This window comes from Psychrosphaera haliotis, assembly GCF_039523615.1.
GTDB classification, from domain to species: domain Bacteria; phylum Pseudomonadota; class Gammaproteobacteria; order Enterobacterales; family Alteromonadaceae; genus Psychrosphaera; species Psychrosphaera haliotis.
This window is the reverse complement of record NZ_BAAAFQ010000001.1, coordinates 496127-516987: the sequence shown is the minus strand read 5'-3', so window position 1 is coordinate 516987 and position 20861 is coordinate 496127. Positions and strand designations below refer to the sequence as shown.

The 20861-nt window shown below is 38.2% G+C and carries 21 protein-coding genes; 12 read left to right on the top strand and 9 right to left on the bottom strand.

All coding sequences use genetic code 11. The features are described from left to right. The first annotated feature begins 4 nt into the window (after window positions 1-4). The 4 genes from tmk (at window position 5) to acnA (ending at window position 4692) form a co-directional block, all read left to right on the top strand. Entirely contained in the window at window positions 5-634 is a 630-nt protein-coding gene (gene tmk / locus ABD009_RS02265) for a dTMP kinase (protein ID WP_343822388.1), read from the top strand. Next, on the top strand, window positions 634-1530 hold the full coding sequence (locus ABD009_RS02260; protein WP_343822387.1) for a hypothetical protein: 897 nt from the start codon (window positions 634-636) through the stop codon (window positions 1528-1530). Before tmk ends, ABD009_RS02260 begins: the two co-directional genes overlap by 1 nt. Beyond that, complete coding sequence (locus ABD009_RS02255) at window positions 1530-1856, top strand: PilZ domain-containing protein (protein WP_343822386.1); 327 nt, start codon at window positions 1530-1532, stop codon at window positions 1854-1856. The genes ABD009_RS02260 and ABD009_RS02255 overlap by 1 nt, the downstream gene beginning before the upstream one ends. A 172-nt stretch (window positions 1857-2028) precedes the next feature. Continuing rightward, entirely contained in the window at window positions 2029-4692 is a 2664-nt protein-coding gene (gene acnA / locus ABD009_RS02250) for an aconitate hydratase AcnA (RefSeq protein WP_343822385.1), read from the top strand. Here acnA and ABD009_RS02245 read toward each other — a convergent pair. Beyond that, entirely contained in the window at window positions 4661-6196 is a 1536-nt protein-coding gene (locus ABD009_RS02245; RefSeq protein ID WP_343822384.1) for a sensor histidine kinase, read from the bottom strand. The two genes, acnA and ABD009_RS02245, sit on opposite strands and share 32 nt — an antisense overlap. A gap of 89 nt (window positions 6197-6285) precedes the next feature. Here ABD009_RS02245 and nosR point away from each other — a divergent pair, with 89 nt between their 5' ends. Then, window positions 6286-7572 carry a response regulator c-di-GMP phosphodiesterase, NosR family gene (gene nosR / locus ABD009_RS02240; RefSeq protein WP_343822383.1) on the top strand — a complete coding sequence of 429 codons (1287 nt, stop codon included), beginning with the start codon at window positions 6286-6288 and terminating at the stop codon, window positions 7570-7572. Here nosR and ABD009_RS02235 read toward each other — a convergent pair. Further along, window positions 7562-9034, bottom strand: a complete 1473-nt coding sequence (locus ABD009_RS02235; RefSeq protein ID WP_343822382.1) for a DUF3413 domain-containing protein — start codon at window positions 9032-9034, stop codon at window positions 7562-7564. The two genes, nosR and ABD009_RS02235, sit on opposite strands and share 11 nt — an antisense overlap. Window positions 9035-9062: 28 nt before the next feature. Then, on the bottom strand, window positions 9063-9287 hold the full coding sequence (locus ABD009_RS02230) for a YejL family protein (protein WP_343822381.1): 225 nt from the start codon (window positions 9285-9287) through the stop codon (window positions 9063-9065). Between the two features lie 62 nt (window positions 9288-9349). Between ABD009_RS02230 and ABD009_RS02225 the strand changes: the two genes are divergently transcribed. From ABD009_RS02225 to ABD009_RS02215, 3 genes are read left to right on the top strand one after another with little or no spacing between them, the layout of a single operon-like run. Next, entirely contained in the window at window positions 9350-10363 is a 1014-nt protein-coding gene (locus ABD009_RS02225; RefSeq protein WP_155695148.1) for a nucleoid-associated protein, read from the top strand. 3 nt (window positions 10364-10366) lie between these two features. Then, window positions 10367-10600, top strand: coding sequence for a hypothetical protein (locus ABD009_RS02220; RefSeq protein ID WP_155695147.1), 234 nt, complete (start codon window positions 10367-10369; stop codon window positions 10598-10600). A 3-nt stretch (window positions 10601-10603) separates the two neighbouring features. Beyond that, entirely contained in the window at window positions 10604-11071 is a 468-nt protein-coding gene (locus tag ABD009_RS02215) for a hypothetical protein (protein WP_343822380.1), read from the top strand. On the opposite strand, the gene ABD009_RS02210 is transcribed toward ABD009_RS02215, so the two are convergent. Beyond that, window positions 11061-11444, bottom strand: a complete 384-nt coding sequence (locus ABD009_RS02210; RefSeq protein WP_343822379.1) for a hypothetical protein — start codon at window positions 11442-11444, stop codon at window positions 11061-11063. The two genes, ABD009_RS02215 and ABD009_RS02210, sit on opposite strands and share 11 nt — an antisense overlap. 91 nt (window positions 11445-11535) lie before the next feature. Then, window positions 11536-11835 (bottom strand): YciI family protein, encoded by a 300-nt coding sequence (locus ABD009_RS02205; protein WP_343822378.1) that lies wholly within the window; start codon window positions 11833-11835, stop codon window positions 11536-11538. Window positions 11836-11987: 152 nt separating this feature from the next. Here ABD009_RS02205 and ABD009_RS02200 point away from each other — a divergent pair, with 152 nt between their 5' ends. Beyond that, entirely contained in the window at window positions 11988-13409 is a 1422-nt protein-coding gene (locus ABD009_RS02200) for a sodium-dependent transporter (protein WP_155695133.1), read from the top strand. A 144-nt stretch (window positions 13410-13553) separates the two neighbouring features. On the opposite strand, the gene ABD009_RS02195 is transcribed toward ABD009_RS02200, so the two are convergent. After that, complete coding sequence (locus ABD009_RS02195; RefSeq protein WP_155695126.1) at window positions 13554-13943, bottom strand: ribonuclease E inhibitor RraB; 390 nt, start codon at window positions 13941-13943, stop codon at window positions 13554-13556. An 11-nt stretch (window positions 13944-13954) separates the two neighbouring features. Further along, window positions 13955-14803 (bottom strand): NADPH-dependent 7-cyano-7-deazaguanine reductase QueF, encoded by an 849-nt coding sequence (gene queF, locus ABD009_RS02190; RefSeq protein WP_343822377.1) that lies wholly within the window; start codon window positions 14801-14803, stop codon window positions 13955-13957. 65 nt (window positions 14804-14868) lie between these two features. Here queF and syd point away from each other — a divergent pair, with 65 nt between their 5' ends. Next, window positions 14869-15423, top strand: coding sequence for a SecY-interacting protein (gene syd, locus ABD009_RS02185; protein ID WP_343822376.1), 555 nt, complete (start codon window positions 14869-14871; stop codon window positions 15421-15423). 42 nt (window positions 15424-15465) lie between these two features. Here the strand turns inward: syd and ABD009_RS02180 are convergent, their stop codons facing one another. Beyond that, window positions 15466-15756 (bottom strand): hypothetical protein, encoded by a 291-nt coding sequence (locus ABD009_RS02180; protein WP_343822375.1) that lies wholly within the window; start codon window positions 15754-15756, stop codon window positions 15466-15468. Between the two features lie 160 nt (window positions 15757-15916). Here ABD009_RS02180 and ABD009_RS02175 point away from each other — a divergent pair, with 160 nt between their 5' ends. Further along, window positions 15917-16306 carry a DUF3192 domain-containing protein gene (locus ABD009_RS02175; protein WP_343822374.1) on the top strand — a complete coding sequence of 130 codons (390 nt, stop codon included), beginning with the start codon at window positions 15917-15919 and terminating at the stop codon, window positions 16304-16306. A 111-nt stretch (window positions 16307-16417) separates the two neighbouring features. On the opposite strand, the gene ABD009_RS02170 is transcribed toward ABD009_RS02175, so the two are convergent. Further along, complete coding sequence (locus ABD009_RS02170) at window positions 16418-17776, bottom strand: dicarboxylate/amino acid:cation symporter (protein ID WP_343822373.1); 1359 nt, start codon at window positions 17774-17776, stop codon at window positions 16418-16420. A 194-nt stretch (window positions 17777-17970) separates the two neighbouring features. On the opposite strand from ABD009_RS02170, the gene ABD009_RS02165 reads away from it, so the two are divergent. Further along, a complete protein-coding gene (locus ABD009_RS02165; RefSeq protein ID WP_343822372.1) occupies window positions 17971-20718 on the top strand; it encodes an Ig-like domain-containing protein in 2748 nt (915 codons plus the stop codon). The last annotated feature ends 143 nt before the right edge of the window (window positions 20719-20861 follow it).

Below are 20861 nucleotides of genomic sequence, written 5' to 3'. Positions count from 1 at the left end.
ATAAATGAAAACTGGTAAATTTATCGTTGTTGAAGGCCTCGAAGGTGCAGGTAAATCAACAGCGATGTCACAAATACAGCAAATACTTTCTGAACAAGGGATTAGTTTTATTACTACTCGTGAACCCGGCGGCACACCGCTAGCTGAGAAAATGAGAGAGATTGTAAAAGCAGAAACCGAAGAACATCTGACGGCAGAAGCCGAGCTGTTACTTATGTATGCAAGTCGTATTCAGCTGATTGATAACGTAATTAAACCAGCGTTGGCTGAAGGTAAATGGGTTATTGGAGATAGACATGATATGTCTTCGTTAGCGTACCAAGGAGGTGGTAGACAGTTACCAGATTCTTTGTTGTTACCTATAAGAAATGCGGTTTTAAAAGATTTTGCACCAGACTTAACAATATTAATGGACCTCGATCCAAGGGTTGGCCTTTCTAGGGCTGCTGCACGTGGCGAGCTAGACAGAATTGAACGAATGGATATGGGCTTTTTTGACCGTACTCGAAATGTTTATTTGGAGCTTGCGAATAATAACCCTAAAGTGATCACAATCAATGCAGAAAATGAGTTGGTGCAGGTTCAAAAAGACTTAAGCACAAAAATTTCTAATTGGCTTGAGAAGAACAAATAGTGGCTGACTCATTGGTTACTAATTCATTACAGCAACAATTAGAGCGATTGGCTAAATCGCTGAAACTTGCGCATGCCTATGTTATTGAAACAAACGATCGAGAAGCCACTGAAGCGTCATTAACCCCAATTTATCAAAGCTTTTTATGTGATACAGCTACGCCTGATGACTTTACAGCCTGTGGAAAATGTAAAAGCTGTTTACTATATCAAGCTGGTTCTCACCCAGACTTTAAGTTGTTAGATGGCCGCACTCAGTCTGTGGGCGTTGATGACATAAGAGCCGTGAGTGACTGGTTAAATAAAACACCGCAGATAGCTAAAAATCAAGTCGTGTCTATTTTAGCGGTTGGTAACATGACAGAAAATGCCGCTAATGCTCTCTTAAAAACATTAGAAGAGCCAACATCAAATAGCTTCCTATTTTTAGTTAATAATGGCGGTGAAAAGCTTTTACCAACAATTAGCAGTCGCTGCCAATTATTAAAGCAACCTATAAAATTAACTGCGCAATTAAAGCAAGAGTACCCTAACGTACCAGACTATCTTGTTGGTTATGCAAATGGCAATGAAACACAGATTAAAGCTTGGCAAGATGAAGCAAACCAAGCTCATTACAAGGCGCTTTACGAGCTTTTTGTAGCTTGGCTGAAAAACCAAGTTAGTAATAATCAGTTAAATAATACCATGCAAAAACATGCTGAATTAACACCATTTTTTGTTTATTTAATTGAGCGTCGTTGTAAGCAAATGATATTAAATAATTATTTAAGCAATGCAGAAGAGGCATTGTCGGTTTTATCAAAATTTAATTTTGCTCAAAAAAATATAAAAGGGCAGAATAAGGAACTTGCCTTATTGGCATTCATTCAAAACTTGGAGTCTTGGGTAAAATAATGAATCGACTTACTTCAGAATTAGAAGATACAAAGGAATTGTTTAGATGTTATATGCCTTTTGTTAAAGGTGGTGGGCTTTTTATTAAAACAAACTTGCCAGCAAAAATAGGTGACAAAGTAGCGATAACATTGACACTACCTGATGCGCTAGAACCAGAAATGTTTGAATCTGAAGTTATTTGGGTTACTCCGCAAGGCGCTCAAAATGTGAATCCTCCGGGCGTTGGCGTTCTACTAAATAACACAGAAAATAGACTTCAGGTAAAAATTGAAAAGCTATTAGGCACAATGCTGAATCTACCGGAGCCGACTTACACTATGTAAGAACCACCATTTTTAAAGGACATATAGAGCGTTTAAGAAGGGATTTGCAAAAATTTAAAGTAAAAATATTTTCATGTTGTGGTTGATCTGAAACACTTCTACCCTTAGTAAGGTATAAGTAGCTAGAAAAACAAGCTGTATAAATTCATATATTTATAAAACAGGAGCAACTATGTCTACACAGTGGAAGTCAATTGCAAAACTGCAACTTAAAGATAAAACACTTAACAGCATTAGCTTTGACAAGCTCGAATCTCAATTTAACCTATCTCGATTACCTTACGCCGCAAAAATTCTACTTGAAAACCTTCTGCGCCATGAAGACCGACCTTTTGTGCAAGAAGACGATATTCTTACCTTAGCTAAATGGGATACTTCTTCTGATCAAGATCAGGAAATATCATTTGTTCCAGCTAGAGTCGTTTTACAAGACTTTACCGGTGTGCCGGCGATTGTAGATTTAGCGGCGATGCGTGATGCTATTTCCTCTTTAGGTGGCGACGCACAAAAAATTAACCCATTTAATCCTGTTGAGCTTGTGATCGACCACTCTGTCATGGTGGACCACTTTGCAACAGAAGATGCCCTGAAAAAAAATACTGATATTGAAGTAGAACGAAACAAAGAGCGTTACCAGTTTTTAAAGTGGGGACAGTCTGCGTTTGATAACTTTAAAGTAGTGCCCCCAGGACGCGGTATTGTTCACCAAGTGAATTTAGAATATTTGGCAAGATGTGTATTTGAAGGGGACTTTGACGGTGAAAAGTGGGCTTATCCAGATACACTGGTAGGCACCGATTCACACACCACAATGATTAATGGCCTAGGTGTTTTAGGGTGGGGCGTAGGTGGAATTGAAGCCGAAGCAGCCATGCTTGGCCAGCCAGTCACTATGCTAATACCAAAAGTTGTCGGCTTTAAACTTAGCGGTAAACTAAATCCTGGAGTAACGGCTACAGATTTAGTGTTAACAATTACAGAACAGCTTCGTAGCCATGGCGTGGTTGGTAAGTTTGTAGAATTTTATGGTGAAGGTTTATCACAATTATCGCTGGCTGATAGAGCCACAATTGCGAATATGGCACCTGAATATGGTGCGACCTGCGGTATATTCCCTTTAGACAAAGAGTCGTTAAATTATTTAAACCTGACCGGTAGAGACAGTGCTGATATAGACCGAGTAGAAGCATATGCTAAACAACTGGGTATTTGGCACGACCATGAAACACCAGAAGCAGAATATCATGAGCAACTTGAGTTTGATTTAGCGAGTGTTGTCCCGAGTATTGCTGGCCCTAAACGCCCTCAGGATAGAATTGCATTAGATGAAGCAGCCACAGCTTATAAAGACTGGTCTACGCTCAACGGTGCCGATTCTATCGACAAAAAGGCCAAAGTAACTAAAGACGGTAAAGAATTCGATCTTAAAAATGGCTCTGTTGTTATCGCCGCCATTACGAGCTGTACTAATACTTCAAACCCTTCTGTATTAGTTGCAGCCGGCTTATTAGCTAGAAACGCGGCTAAGTTAGGAATTAAGTCTAAACCATGGGTTAAAACCTCACTCGCTCCTGGCTCGCAGGTAGTAACTGAATATTTAGAAAACGCTGGTTTAATGGATGACTTAGAAGCGCTAGGTTTTAATTTAGTGGGTTATGGTTGTACAACATGTATCGGTAATTCTGGGCCTTTACCAACGGAAATTGGTGACACCATACGTAAAAATGACTTGTCAGTGACATCAGTATTATCTGGTAACCGGAATTTTGAAGGGCGAATTCACGCCGATATAGCGGCTAATTATTTAGCCTCACCACCACTGGTGGTTGCTTATGCAATAGCAGGTAATATGAATATTGATATTACTAAAGATGCAATTTGCAAAGACGCTGACGGTAATGATATCTACCTGAAAGACTTATGGCCAACTGACAAAGAGATCAAAGAAGTAGTAGAGAAGTCTATATCCCGCTCAATATTTACCGATAAATACTCAGATGTGTTTAATGGTGATGACAGTTGGAATGAGCTTGACGGTGGGTCTCAAAGCATTTATCAATGGCCAGACTCAACCTATATAAAACAGCCACCTTTTTTTACTGACATGTCTAAATCTGCAAAACCGGTAGAACCAATCAGTGACGCTGCATGTTTGGTGAAAGTAGGCGACAGTATCACTACAGACCATATATCCCCAGCTGGTACTATCGCTGATGATAGCCCGGCGGCTAAATACTTAAAAGAGCAAGGGATCACGAATAAAGACTTTAACTCATATGGCTCTCGTAGAGGCAACCATGAGGTTATGATGCGTGGAACGTTTGCCAACGTACGATTACAAAATCAATTGGCACCAGGCACAACAGGGAGCGCAACAACTCACTACCCATCAAACAAAGCAATGTCTATTTTTGACGCTGCGATGCTTTATCAGGAAGAACAAGTGGACACAGTTGTTCTTGCCGGCAAAGAATACGGTACAGGCTCTAGTCGAGATTGGGCAGCAAAAGGCCCATCTCTTTTAGGTATAAAAGTGGTGATGGCAGAAAGCTATGAGAGAATTCATAGATCAAACTTAATCGGCATGGGTATTTTACCTTTGCAGTTTAAGCCAGGCGAAAGCGCCGACTCTCACGGTCTAACGGGTAAAGAACGTTTTGATATTCCAGCGGTAGAAGCGACTCAAAAAGAGTTAGTAGTTCGTGTTAAAAGTGATAAAGAAACAAAGGAAATTACCTTTGATATTAGAATTGATACGGCTAATGAGTTTGATTACTTTTCTAATGGAGGCATATTATCTTACGTTATTCGGAATATGCTGGGAACACTATCTTAAAAGTTGTACCTACACCAAGCTGACTTTCAACTGATATCTCAGCGCCATGGTCTTGGAGTATTCCATATGAAATGGATAGTCCAAGGCCAGTTCCTACCCCCACAGGTTTAGTCGTAAAAAATGGGGTAAAAAGTTTCTCTTGGTTTTTTTCGCTGATACCTGAACCTGTATCGCTAATCGTTAATGTAACTTGGTTTTCAGCGTTAACGGTACTAATAGTAATAGTTCCGCCTTCGTCCATTGCGTGCTTGGCATTGATAAGCATGTTAACGATAACTTGTTCTATTTGACCAAAGTTTGCCTTGATAGTACTTACTTCCGCTAAGTTTTTTACCAGCTCGCAGTTGTATTTTAGCTCATTCCAAACTAATTGAATGGAGTCCTCTATACAATCGTTTAAGCTTATAGGTGTGTAACTTGAAGCATCACTATGAGAGAACGACTTAAGACCTGCCACTATATCTTGCACTCGCTTTAATCCTCCTTTAGAGGCGGTTAACAAACTATTTACATCAGACATGATAAAGTCGACATCTTCTTCTTGCCAAATGTCGGTAATTTCTTTCATTACGCTACTATCTTTTTCAACCTTTGGAACCTTGTCTAATAAACGATTTAACACCTCAACGTATTCAGTTAGGGTTTCATAGTTACTAATCACAAAACCAATTGGGTTGTTTATTTCATGTGCTACGCCTGCCGCAAGTTGACCAACGGAAGCCATTCGTTCAGATTGAATTAATTGACGTTGCGCGTCATCGAGTTTTTTATGCGTTTTTTCTAGCTCTTTAAATCGGTTACCCAGGTTAACTGTAGCCATTTGTCGTTGAACTGCAACGGCCAACATTGATCGTGAAGACTCTACGGACTGTAGTTTTAGAATATCTATTTTTGTGGAATCTGAATAAACAAAACAAGCAAAACCACGATTGTTGTTTATGCTAAATAGCGGTACTAAATAGGCATACTCAAATTTAGTAGTAATTGAAGAAATTGAATTCATTGGAAGTAGGGTACTTTCACCTGCGGACTCCTCAACTGCATCCAAAATAGTTTTGAAGTCAAATGCTTGTACTAAGTCTCTAATTACTAAAGCATCAATATCATCTTGCTCTAGCACATCAATCCGGCTCGCTTTAGCTGTCTTTTGCTGCTCTAACTCCATTACCGATGCTAATTTCCATTCAGCATTCGAATTAGCTTGCTTGAGTTGAAAAAAGATACATTGTGCATTATTCAAAAACTCACTAGCGCGACGCAAATAAACTTGCACCGTTGCATTTACCGAATCTGCATTCCAGATGTCAGCAGATAAGCCAGTTAAAAAAGAGAGCTGTAATTGTTGCAGCTTCGCTTCACTAGCTTGATTTTTAAGGCTCTGATTTGACTCATAAATTTCCCTAGATCTTTGTTCTAAGAGTGTTTCAGCCATTTTTCTAGCAGCTTTCTCTCGATCTAACGACTTTTTAAGTGTATCAACCTGCTTTTGTAATTCTTCTGTCATAGTCTGTTAAATGTAGTTCATTGAAAATTGAGCTATAGTTTAAAGATAGTACGTTTTTTAAGAGTTTATTGATTAACTATAGGCCTTTTATGTCAGAAAAGTACAAAATATTAGTTTTAGACGATGAAGTTGAAATTCTTAACTCCTTAAAGCGTGTATTTCGCAAAGATTATGCCGTTGATACGTTTAGTGATGGTGAAGATGCGCTGGTCGCGTTGGCTGAAACTGACTATGCCATTGTTATATCAGACATGAAAATGCCTGGTATGGATGGCGCTACGTTTTTAGCAAAGGCAAAAGAAGTTGCCCCTGAATCAGTAAGGATCTTGCTAAGCGGCTATGCTGACATGGATAGTACGATTAAAGCGATTAATGAGGGCGACATATTTAACTATGTCTGCAAGCCTTGGAATAACGATAGTTTAAAAGCGCTAATGGCAAATGCTATTAGCCGCTACTCGCTTAAATCCCAAAATAATGAGCTATCTGGAAAGTTAGTGGCAGCGAATACGCAGTTAACGGAAGCTAACCGCCTTCTAGAAGAGAAAGTTGCTGCAAGAACAAAAGAGTTGAATCACAAAGCCGCCATGCTGAAACGTTCGACGATAAAACAGAGAAAGTTCTTTAGACAAATCTTAGACATGGTTGGTTTAATCATTGAAGACAGGGCAGGTCATGAAAATGGTCACAGCAAAAGAGTTGCAGCACATAGTAAAGTATTGGCAGAGGAATTAGGGCTAAATAGAGCAGAAGCAATCAATATTTATTTAACCGGCCTAATGCATGAGGTTGGTAAGGTTGCAATTAGTGACATACTTTTGCAAACGGTAGAGTTTGAACGTACTACAGAAGAGAATATTGCCTTTAAGAGTCATGCAGTGGAAGGTGCCAAAATTTTGAGTAAGTTGCCAAACTTACGCGAAGTAGCGGAAAATATTAGACATCAATATGAGAACTATGATGGCTCAGGTTATCCGGATAATCTTAAAAAAGAGGAAATCCCATTCGGGTCAAGACTATTGAAGGTCGTTAGTGACTATGACTACTTATTACTAGGCCATAAAGATGGGAATAAGCTTTCGCCAGACAGAGCTGCTTTTCAAATAAAAGAGCAGCGGGGCAAATTATATGACTACAAAATTGCAGATCAGTATCTAGACTTGCTGACTCGTATTCCTGACATTGAAGAGCTTGATGCGGACTATTGTGTCGCTACTAATCGTCTAGAGCCTGGAATGATTGTATCAGACGACGTCAAAAACAAAACTGGCGGCATAATGTTGACTAAAGATACAACACTAACGGAAGCGGCTATAGCGAAACTCGTAAATTATGAAAAAGACAACGATTGTTTTGTTACTGTTTTCATTTACTAATTTCCGACTTAACTCTGCGTTTTGTGAGGTTGTTTGCCGCCTCTTTAAGCAATGAAATATCCACAGAATCATTTACTTTTTTGTTAGTGGAGTAGGCAGTATTGCTAATTAACTGACCTTTTTTAAACAACAGTGCGTTGTCTTTACTTACAAAGTAAAAGTGATCATTAGAAAAGTTGGTGGTGATGTGCTGTATATCAACCTTGGACAATGGTACGTCTATTAAGTTTGTTTCAACGTATTTTGGGCAAGATAGAGTATCACTAATATAAGTCGCAATTATGTTTTGCGGACTAAATGCCATGTCTGGTAATTTGTCGAAACCAATTAATAATGCTGTTGTTCGATAAAAAACGTTAGTGTTACTAGTGTCATGAAATACATAAATACGCTTGCTTGTTAAGTCTGAATAAGTTGAGTGAGAATTAAAATCAGTGCTAGTGAGTTCTACGGAAACTTTGCTTTGCTTCAAGTGAGTATTCACAGCAAGATCAACCGTACTTGACTGATATAATCCAGGAAGCCCACTTGTGAAGTTAAATAGTAGTGTTTTTAAATCGCTTGGAATACTGAGTTGGTTGGTTCGTTGATAATTAATATTGTTTTCAGTTAACCAACCTTCTACCGATTTCTGGTTTTGACTAGGTAATATGACTATATTTAGTTTAGGTTTATCAGCAATATCGCAACTTACTTCTTGAGTTTTAGAAATAGAGTACAAACTGTTGTTAACGAAAGCTCTGTTGGACTTATAGTCATTGTATTTATCTAAATCTAATAGGTCGTAGCGAGCTAATAACGTTTTAGCAGTCAGTGGGTAGTGTCCAGGGAACATAGAGCCTTGTTTAGCAATGTCTGTATTTAACGTTGCGTCGGCCCAAATATGCATAAAGTGGCTGAAGAAAAAACTTGCCACTAAAGTTCCTGCAACAACATAACGCTTAGAGAACTGCTGTAGCTTATGAATTCTTTTCCAAGTGAAATTACTGGCTAAAAACTGATACGCCAATATAAAAATGAAGACGGCGATCAACATGACAAAGTAGCTATCACCCATAAGGCCAAGGTAAACATCTTCAACTTCACTAAGTTGGTCAATGGAACTTGAACTTAAGTGGTAACCTAGTCCTCGATAAGCCAATACATCTAGGAATAAATACAACTGGAAAAGAGACGCCATGACGGCAGAAACGCCTCGTATATGACGCTTATATGGAAATAAAATGATGACGGGAAATATGGTAATTATAAAGCAACTCATTGACAAAAAGGCAAAGTGACCCAGCCAGGTTGTCAAAAAGTAAAGCCAACCCGAAACTGAGACGGGTAAACTATGCTCGTTAATATAGAAAAATGAAAAGCAAAGCGCTAAAAGCAAATTGGCAAATGTGAACCAGTGTCCCCAAGACAATAAGTTAAAAGGTTGCTCTGTTTCCCATTGATCTTTTAGTTTAATTACCATTTATGCTTGTCAGTCCTAAAAAGTACTGTTAGTGCTTAGATGCACTTAAAGAGTTCAACAGGGCATCTGCAAAACTTTTTGCTATTTGTTCTTTTATATCAGGTTTAATATTATCGTCAATAATATTACTAACGGTATTACCTAAAGCAATAAGCGCTAAATCGACAGAAACTTTGTTGTTTTCTACAACATCTAGTAATTGTTCTACTAAATTATTAATCTCATCGTTTGAGTATTTTGATATGATTGGCATAAAGAAATCTTATTAATGGTTCGTGATGCGGATCTTAACACAATAGCGGGCTAGGAAAACATATGTCATTAGCAGTAAATCAATTTTCTATCGCTTTTTACGAAAAGCAGGCTGAAACTGAATTTTCAACAAAGTGGGCAGTAATGGCCGACGAAAGTTTGACCAAGTCTTTAACTTTTGTAGAGCAATTGCATAATATTTATAACGCTAAACCAAGTAAAAGCTACGCGGCATTTTCGGAAGAGAAAAATACAGCGTTTTCACACAGACTGCATAGCTATTTAGGTCAAGAGGTCCCTTTTGATCATCTTTCTAAAGAAGTGCTAAAGATATTTCAAGCTGAACTAGAAAAGTACGAGTTTGAAGAGACTGGTTATTTGTTGCTGATTGATTATGAATATGTGGCAACTCGTTATGTGATGGTTGGTGTTGTAAATTTAACAGACCACTTTTCAGTTGATAATGAATTTGGTATTAAACGTGAACGCCATTTAGATATAAATAAAATTCAACTAGCCGCCCGTATAGACGTGAGTAGTTTATTGCACAGTAGTGATGATTTAAAAACTATTTCTTTTATAAAAGGCCGTGCTGGTAGGCAAGTAAATGACTTTTTTATGGACTTGTTAGGTTGCACTGAAACCATTAATGCGAAGTCACAAAGCAAAGAGCTTTTAACGGCGATAGATGACTTTATGTCTGTTGAAACCATGGATCCAAATGAAAAGTCCGAAACACGTGAAAAAGTTTATGAATATTGTAATGAACGTATCGCCAGTGGCGAAGATGCTAGGTTAAGTGAGCTTAATGATACGCTTTCTATTTCTTCCGACAATGAATTTAAAGACTTTATTAGCCAACAGGACTATTCATTTGATGACAATGTAACACTTGATAAAAGTACAGTTCGTAAATTAGTGAAATTGTCAGGTAGCGGCCAAGGTGTTTCCGTTTCATTTGACCGAATTTTGTTAGGTGATAGAGTTAATTATAATCCTCAATCAGACGAACTAACTATTAAGGGGGTACCAGCTTCTCTAAAAGCAGTACTACTTAATGAGTTTGGCCTAGAGTAAAAAATGAAAATTAAAGAGTCATTAAACCTAAAACGTAAAGTAGAGATTCGAGTTAGAGAGAAGGCGATTAAAAAAGCCGAAACTCGAATCATGCTTGCGGGCAAAACCCCGAGCGACTTTAATGAAGCCCAGTTGGAAATTCTTGTAAAAGAAGAAGAAGATAAAATTTATGGCAGCGCAAAGGAGAAGGGCTTGTTAGTGTTGGCTTCTCTATTGGGTTTGTCACTTTGGAGTTAGGTGATGTTTCAGCATATTGCTAGATGGACGTTTTTAATTACGGTTTGGAAGAAGTACAAAGGCCAACTGCTCTCAACTTTAGCGTATTTATTTGCACTTTTATTGGTGTCTTTGGTCCATAAAGACTATTTAGATTATGTTGCAACCGCAAATGAAGGCCAGAGTTTTATCGCCAGTTCATTTTTTATAAAGTGGATTGCCTATTTAGCACTAACGGGTTTCTATATTTATATATTTTCGAGCTTTTCTAAAACAAAAAAGCAAGGGCATCAAAATCTAAGCTTTTTGAAAAAGTTTGCAAAAACCTCTAATAACACGTCAACGACTTTTGGTAATGAAGAGTTGAAATCAAAAAAAGGTCCTCACACTAAAAGTAATAATGAAGACCCATTTTCTAACATTCGTAACAAGTCTAAATTAAGGTCTGAGGCTGACCTTATTATAGATAATGATGAACAACCTAAAAATTGAGTTTACTGAGTTCTTTTAACTTGCTAATGCGGTCTTTAGTCATATAAATCTCACACTCTTTAGCCATTGATATCGATGAGGATACGTCTGGCAACATAGCTATATATTGCCACTTGCAGGTGGCTTTTTTATATTTATTAAAGTAGCGAATAGAGGATTTATAAAGAAGGAGAGGGTTGTTTCCCGTTTCTTCTTTGTTTAGATCTCGTAAGATAATCTCTACATTGGTTTCCCAGGTCATCAGTTCCCGTTCAACTTGAACAAACGCCGCATCTAGGCACAGCGTATAGTCCATGGGCCTTTTATGTTTTTGTTTACAGTCAGTAATTTCTTTAGAGCTATAAAAGAAGCTTTCCTCTGCTGATACCAGCATTGAAAGGCTAAGCGAGAAACAAAAGATAAATAAACGGATTAACAAACTTACACCTCGGGTACTTTTATTTAAGGTTGTGGAACATTTTTTATTAAGGCAATACAACTTTATAAGGCTTAACTATAGATTGCGCATAAACACCAGCGGCCAAGTACGGGTCACTGTTTGCCCAAGTTTTTGCTTCTTCTAAAGAATTAAACTCTGCAACAACTAAAGAGCCAGTAAAACCTGCTTCACCAGGATTTTCACTATCAATGGCTGGTAACGGACCAGCAACCAGTAATCGGCCCTGTTCTTTTAATTCAATTAATCTAGCTAAGTGCTTTTCTCGAGTTGCCAATCGGTTTGATAATGAATTTGCCACATCTTCAGAATAGATCATGTAATACATTTTGTTTCCTTAAATTGGGTTGTAAATTATATTTTCAGCGGATCTTGCTTTAATTGCAGGAAAAATCAAGTTGAATGGGAAGACAGTGTTCAAATTACTTGGTAGCATGGCTCAGTACACAATTAAAAATAATTATAATAAAGGTAGTTTGTATGAGTGCGGAAAGAGAGCATTTTTCATCAAAGCTTGGTTTTATATTGGCAGCAGCAGGATCAGCAGTTGGCATCGGCAATCTGGTTGGCTTTCCAGTAGCAGCAGCTAAAAACGGCGGGGGAGCATTTTTATTCATTTATGCTCTGTTTGTCATTATCATTTGTTTACCAGTCATGATGGCCGAAATGGCCGTTGGAAGACACACCAATAAAGACCCTCTTGGGGCCTATTCAAAAATTTCTGAAAACGACAGTAAGTGGAAACTAGCCGGATGGTTAGGTGTTATTACGCCATTTATGATTGGGGTATTTTATCTAGTCATTACCGTTTGGATTTTCGGTTATTTGTTCTCTGCCGTGACTGGCGACTTAGCATTGCTAGCGGATCCAAATACATTTGGCCAGTTTGTTACTAGCTCTAAGTTATTTATATATATGGCAATTGTATCGGCGATTACGGGCTTTATTTTAATGAGTGGCGTAAAAGAGGGCATCGAAAAGGCGGCTAAAATCTTAATGCCTGCATTATTTTTGCTTCTAGTATTACTTGTTATTTATGTTCTAACACTTGATAACGCACTGGCTGGTGTATCATTTTATGTATTACCTGACTTCAGTAAAATTACTGGCAGTGTGGTAAGTGGTGCCTTGTCTCAAGCGTTTTTCTCATTATCGTTAGGTATGGGTATCTTAGTAACGTATGGCTCGTATATGAGCAAAAAACAAGACATTGCAGACTCTTCAAAATTGGTTGCATTAACTGATACGGGTGTTGCGTTTTTTGCAGGTCTATTAATTCTTCCTGCAATTTTCAGTTTTGACCCAAATGTAAACACGTCTGAGCTTTCTGAGTCCTCTATATCTCTTATTTTTGTATTGCTACCTAAGATTTTCTTATCGTTGCAAACAGACATTGGTTACGTTGGCGCAAGTGCAGTAGCTTCGATTTTCTTCTTGTTAGTATTTTTTGCCGCGATTACTTCTTTAGTTTCTATTATAGAAGTTCCTAACTCTGCAATCATGGGTGAGAAAAACTTATCTCGTAAGAAGTCTTTATCGACATTGGCCGTAATGGTTGTATTGTTATCAGTTGCAGCGACTATGTCATTTGGTATGTCTGACTTCTTTACTAGTTTCGTCAATTATGCGGGTGCAGATAAGTCTTTATTCGATGTAATTTATGATGTGTTCTACGATACTATTTTGCCACTAAACGGCTTGTTAATTTGTTTATTTGTTTCAATTCGTTGGAAAAAAGCCAACTTTAATAATGAACTTATGGAAGGTGCTGCGCCAGGTAAACATAAGTTTTTGCTTAAATACAGTGACTTTGCGTTATCAACTATTATTCCAATTTTGTTGACGCTTATATTCATTGATACAGTTGCGAGAAAGTTCTTTGGTCTCAACCTAGTATTTTAAATTCAATTAGTGTTTAAATTAAATTTGAGTTTTTAAAATCAACTAAATCAAAATGTTGCTATTAAAAATAACGAATAAAAACGAAATTTAAGATATAAAAAAGCCGCTTATAAAAAGCGGCTTTTTTTATTTAAACCCAACGAATTATTCTGTATATGAATCTTCTTCGTCGTCATAGTCATCATCACCCATGAATACACCCCAGCCATCTGAGTAGCCACTGTGCTTTTCTGCTATGCGCTTGTAGTCTTTCTCAAACTCACTGATCAGCTCATAAGTCGGTTTCAGTACTTTTGATACTTGCAACTCTATGGCATCACTTGCTTCACCACCATGGTCATAGTTACGAGTTTCTACTTTTACAATTGGCTCGTCTTCTTCTATGCGGCGCATAAATATTTTTGCAACTTTGTCTGCATCTTCCTCTTTATGAAATAGTGCAAAAAAGTCGATAACGTAGTCGGGTTCGAAATCAAAACCAGCATCGGCCATTTCTTGTAAAATTTGGCCAGTTTCGTCTTTTGGGAAGTTCATTTTAACTCTTCTTACTGTCTGTTGATTCTAATATTAAACGGAATAGTATCATGTATGTTAGAACGAAACGGGTTTATATCTAATCCACCACGCCTTGTGTAACGAGCATAGACACTTAATTCTGTAAGATTACAGTGTTCCATTAAGTCGGTATAAATTCGTTCTACACACTGTTCATGGAACTCGTTATGCATCCTAAAAGATATTAAATACCGTAATAGTGCCTCTCTATCAATTTGAGTTCCTTTGTATTCAATAATTACACTAGCCCAGTCTGGTTGGTTGGTAATTAGACAGTTGGATTTTAATAGGTGACTGTTTAGGGTTTCATGCACTGGCACGCCGGCTTTACTGGTTTTAAGCAATGAAGTATCAAACTGATAGTTATCTATCTCGACATCCAAGTCGTCAATGTTTTCGCCAGGTAACGCCTTAACCTGAAAATGGCTAACGTCACTTATGTCGTGTAAACGCACACTAACAGGCTGGCCAGCACAATTTGATAAATCAGCAATCATTGATGTATGGACTAAAGACCAGTCAGCGAACTTTGTTTGATTAAAGCTGTTTAAGTATAGTTTAAATGACTTACTTTCAATTAGGTTTGGGCTGGTAATGGGTACATAAAACTCAGCAATGGCAACAATAGGTTTACCTTTGGCATTTAACCAACTTACTTCGTATCCAGTCCAAAGATCGATACCTTTGAAAGGTAATTCAGATCCTAAGTTGAGATCGTCACGATTTAGGCTTCGCGGTACACCCTGAAGTAACTCAGGTTGGTATTCCGTAGCATATTCAGTTGCCTTGCCAAGGGATAGATTAGCAAGCGCTGCATCGTCATTATATTTTGCTGTCATAGTTAAAAATCTATATATTAGAGTGCTGTATATTGTAAATGCCAACCATTAAAAGTGAAGGTTTAATGTTTAAAAATTCGAATTTAACGCCGGTTTTAACGGAAGTAATTATCAACTGGCACGAAAAGGCAAAAGAGCGAGGTTATCCAGCATTAGAGTTGGATGATGATTGGCCATCGCCATGCGTGCAGTCAAACTCTGAAGGAACGTTTTGGCAACCTGTATTGCAGTCGGACCACACTAGCTCAAAGAAGAGCTTTGATAATGTCGGTGAGGCTTTTGAAATTGAGATAAACCAGCAATACAGTGACTTATTCACGCTTTATTTTTCAGATAATTTAAACATGAAGCATGAAAAAGGGGATTTTCAACTGCTACAGGTTTGGTCAGACGATGATTTTGAAAGGTTTCAACAAAACTTAGTAGGACACCTTTTGATGAAACAGAAGTTAAAGCAAAAACCAACGTTGTTTTTTGCTTTAACAGAGCAAGATGATCTAAATTTGGTTGTTGACAATACTACGGGTGAAGTTTGTTTAGAGTATGTTGGAAAAGAGCCGCATGAATCAATAGCTAACAATTTAACTGAGTTTTTAGAAAAAAGTGAGTTAGTGTTCTAAAGTAAAGTTCGCAATTAATTCGCTTCATTTTGAAAGCTCACCTTAACTAGTGAGCTTTTTTATAATCACTTTAAGTTCTTCAACTTGCTTCTTTAACTCCAATGTATCTCGCTCTAGCTGCACAATACGTTGTTTATCGGTTAGTTCAGATTCAACATGGGTCTCTTGTTTTTCTAGCGCTATGTTTGGGTTTGCAGAGTACTGTTTAATTCCTTCAATTATTAGCGGTAACACTTTAGGTCCCGTCATTCTTGTTTTAACCAAAGCGACGGAGGGTTGTTTGCCTTCTGAGGCAAGTTGTTTGCATATAGCTAGTACTTCATTTGTATTCATTATTTAGTGTTTTTGACCATAAAGTTATGTTTTTAACAAAAGTGCTTTGCGCTGGTTTGATAATTTTCTTTTATATCAGCCACTTAAAAGTTGGAATTGTTTTTGTATAATAGCTTTTAAAGTATAACAATAACTTCTTATTTTTAGAAAGGACTATAAAGTGAAAAACTCAAACTTGTATAAGTTACTAATTGCATTACCTTTAGCAGCCTCGCTTACTGGCTGTATCATTGTCGGAACCGATGACGGTCCAGACGCCAATTGGATAAACTCAAACTCCGACTCTGCATGGAAAGAAGAGCAACGAGTCAATAACCAAAAAATCGCTGATTTACAATTAGGCGACAGTTTTGAGAAAGTAAGAAGCCTAATGGGAACACCTAGGTTTAATGAAGCATTTGAAAAAGAAGGTAAGGCGGTTCAAGTTATTTTTTATCGTACTATGCACAAACATTCAGATGGTGAAACTACAAAAGATGAATGCACGGCTTTGATTTTTAAAGGTGGGGAATTGGTTGCTTTTGGCGATAAGGCTTACTCCCGACTTTAATCTGGCAAATGATATAAACCAGATTCGACTAATTTAAATATTGGATACGGGTAAAACCAGTCATAAAAAAAGGCCTGTAAATACAGGCCTTTTTGCACTAAATAGAAGAAGTTAAACTTTATTTTCTTCGCCTAATTTGTGGAAGTCTACTTTTTCACTAGATAGGCCTGCATCAGGATTGTTAAAGCGTTCGTAGTCGAATTCTTTTTCAGATGCCGCAACAACACAACTCACCATACAGTCACCAGTTACGTTTACTGCTGTGCGCGTCATATCTAATAATCTATCAACACCTAAAATTAATGCTATACCTTCAACTGGTAAGCCTACCTGCTGTAATACCATTGCTAGCATAACGAGTCCTACACCCGGCACGGCCGCAGTCCCGATAGAAGCTAATGTTGCAGTAAGCACAACCATAAGGTAGTCGCCTATTGTTAAATCAACGGCAAATATCTGTGCGATAAATACTGTGGCTACACCCTGCATAATCGCAGTACCGTCCATGTTTAAAGTTGCACCCATTGGTAAAGTGAACGACGCAATCGAGTTGTTTACACCTAGTTTTTTAGTCGCTGTTTCCATCGTAACTGGCAATGTAGCGCCTGAGCTTGATGTACTAAATGCAAAAAGGGCAGCGTCACGCATTTTTTTATAGAATGTAATAGGATTTAATCCTGTAAATGACTTTAATAGCAGGGCATAAACAACCAATCCATGGAACAGTAAAACTGCAACTACCAGTAGGAAGTATTTACCAAGGTTGGCAATGATTGCAAAGTCCATTGTTGTCATTAACTTAGCAAGTAAACAAAAGACGCCGTAAGGTGCTAGGTTCATCAAAATTACAACTAAACGCATAATCACGGCATTAATATCAACAAAAATAGTAGCAAGTCTTTCACCTGGTTTACCTGCTAAAGCCATTGCAATACCAAACAGCAATGCAAAGACAATAACCTGTAACATATTGCCGTTTGCCATAGAGGCTATAGGGTTAGTAGGGAACATGTTAATTAATACTTGTGCAAAACCAGGCGCCTCTTTAGCTGCATAATTGGCTTCGGTTGCCATGTTAACGCCTTCGCCTGGTGCAATAATCAAAGCGGCGACAATTGCTAAAGTAATGGCGATTGCAGTAGTTAACAAATATAAGGCAATAGATTTACCACCAAGTCGAGCAAGTTTTGATGTGTCATTAAGGCTACATGTGCCCACCACCAAAGATACAAAGACAAGTGGCACTACAATCATTTTTAAACTAGCTACAAATATGGCGCCACCGACATTAAATAACCCGTCGACAAAAAAGTCTTTTATAGAGAGTTCAGCAAACCCTAAAGGTATTACGAAGTCTCCTTTACTTCCAAATAGCGCTTGAAAAAATATACCGATGCTGATGCCGGCTATCATCCCTATTAAAATTCGAGCGGTTAAACCCATCTTTTTATTTTCCTGTTGAGGCGTCATGTTTATTTATTCTTATTTTATGAATTAATTTATAGGCCCAATATAATCATAAAATTGAATTAATTTCACCTTTGGGCGATTAATCATTGTTCAAAATACAAAAAATAATAGAAAAGCATTGTGTAATAAATTGATATTTATTAACTTAGCGTCAGAGATTGCTGCAGATGCATATTTTAATAGGGAGAAGTTACATGTCACCAGCGCTTCTTAAAAGCTCAATAAAAAGCTTTATAGTTGGTTTATTTACATTTTTAATCGTTGCTTGTAGTGGTGACGGTAGTCTGTCAGATGGCAGTTCCACAGATGATTCAGGTTCGGGGGATTCGAATGAATATGAATTGTCGGTAAATTATGTATCTTCAGATGGCTCAACTATATCTAGTATTGATTTTGGTGAAGTATGGACGTTAACCGCTACTCTAAGCTTAGATGGCGAAGCTGTCGAAGATGCAACAATCAATTTTGCGAACTCAAACAGTGCATTTGTTAACCTTAGTAGTACGCAAGCCGTAACAGACTCAAGTGGACAGGCTCAAGTTACTGTAACAGGAGCGTCGCAAGCAGGGGCAGGTTCGATAACAGTGAGCACCACGGTTGGTTCTGTAAGTACTGTTGTTATTGACTACACCTCAGTTGGAGACCAAGTAGCAAATAATAATCATAAAGCCTTTTTAGTACCTAGTGACACTCCTACAGCGTCATTCAGCTCCATTACAGATTCAACACTAACCACAATTTCATCTGCTGAGCCAGGTCGAGTAGTAGTTCAACTTAATGATGATAGTGGCAATCCGATAGAAAGAGACATTGTTTATATTGAACTTGAAGAAAGAGCCAGTGATCTTGCTAACCTGAGTGTTGACAATGGAGGTGTAGCGACTGACAGCAATGGCTTTGCAACTCTTACCCTTGAAGCAACAAACTCTAGTGGTGCCGGCGTTTTGAATGTTGTTTACGATGATGAAATTATCAAAAAGATTGTCTTTGAATCTGCCGGTGATGGAGACCAAGAGGTATCGAAAACAATTGGTAGCATAGAATTACTCTCCGATTCATTTCAGATGGCATCTTCTGGCGCTCAAATCGTAAACCTAGTTAGCTTAGTGAAAGACGAAAATAACAATCTAATGGACGGCGTAAGTGTTTCATTCCGGTCCACATCAGGTGGTATCGCCGTTACTCAAGCCGTTACAGGTGCAGACGGAAAAGCCGTTGCGACTTTAAATACAACAAATGCGCCTCAGACCAGAGATATTACAGTTGATGCGTTTGTTGGAGACAAAGTTGCCACAGTAAAAATATTGGTGACAGGGACCACTATAAAAATCAACGGTAATGATTCTATTGTTACGGGTAACGAAGCTGACATGACTGTTGAGGTATTAGATTCTGACGGTAATGGGATCGCACAAAAACGAGTTTATCTTACTAGCCTGCAAGGTAATGCACTGTTAAATAAAGACGGACAAGCTTTACCAACAGATTCAGCAAATAGCAATAAAGCTTATATAGATACAGGCACTACAGGTGGTGCTCAGTTCAAATATGATGCTTCTGTTAGTGGAACAGACACCATAACGGCGGGTGCACTTGGCGAAACAACTAGTTTTAATATTTCGGTTTCTCCAGATACTTTTGTCATTAACGAATTAAAAGTAGATTCAGAGGTTGTAACATCAGCAGAGGTTCCTATGAGTCAAGGTGGGACATTTAAGTTAGTGTGGCAAAAAGATGGCGTTCCATTTGAAGGAGATGTTTTATTTTCTACTACTCGTGGACAAATATTTAATGCAGGTGCGGATCCCGCTACTGACATGCCACTGACAACAGAGATTTCAACAAGCGCAGCGGATGGTTCTGTAGAAGTCATGCTGGTTTCTACTAATGCTGGACCTGCCATATTAACGGCAAAAGCGCCTGGCCTATCAGCAACATTTGATTTTGAATTTGTTGCGGAAACAGCCCATCAGATTACATTACAAGCCTCACCTTTTTCTATTGGTCCTAATGGTCAACAATCAACCGTTAGTGCTGTGGTTAGAGACTTGGATGGTAATTTAGTGAAAAATAGACCTGTTAACTTTCAGCTATATGACGTGAGCGGCGGTGAAATTTTTCCTGCTACTAACATTACAGATAGTAACGGTTTAGCAACAACGGTTTATACATCAAATACAGTTTCATCATCTAACGGCGTAGCAATTGGTGCCTGCACGGATACCAGTGGTGAGCTGAGTAACTGTACTAACTCTCGAGATACTCTTGACAACAATAATAGCTTGGATGACACCTACGGCTGTACTGTAAGTGGTAAAACCTGTGTTTCTGATGGTGTAGCGATTACGGTTGCTGAGCGAGAGCTATTTATAACAGCCGGCTTAGGCAACGCATTGGCAGAGCCAACGCCACAAGAATACCAATACGATATTCCGGTTTACGTTACTGACGTTAATAGTAATCCTATTGCTGGCGTTGAGTTAAGCATATCAGCAGTACCTACTCATTACGCTAAGGGCATTTGGGTTCAGCAAATTGATGCTGAAGATGATTCATTTATAAAATGGATTTCTCAACGCTCAGTTACATGTACAAATGAAGACATAGACCGTGATGGTGTATTAGACGCTACTGTTAACGGCGATGGTTTTGATGAAGACATTAACGGTAATGGTGTTTTAGACCCGGGCAATATTGTTAGAACAGAAGGTAACTTTGTTACAGATGAGAACGGCTCAACAATGATTTCGATTGTTTACCCGCAATCATATGCGGCTTGGGTTGATTTAGATTTTGTTGTTTCGGCAAAGATGGCCGGTACAGAGCATTCTCGTACATTGAAGATTACCTTGCCAGTTTTACAGGATGACGTAACCGATGAGAAGTTTGCTCCAACTCGACATGATTATGGAACCGACAATAGCTGTTTGACTACAGATTAACCTTTGTATAGCCATTAGAGCTTTTACTTTTTATTACTTTAAAGCTTTTAATGAATGCTAGATAAAGAGAAAAGGAGCCAGTAGGCTCCTTTTTTTATATAAAAAAGCGACGTAGAAGTCGCTTCTCTTTAAGACTCGCAAAA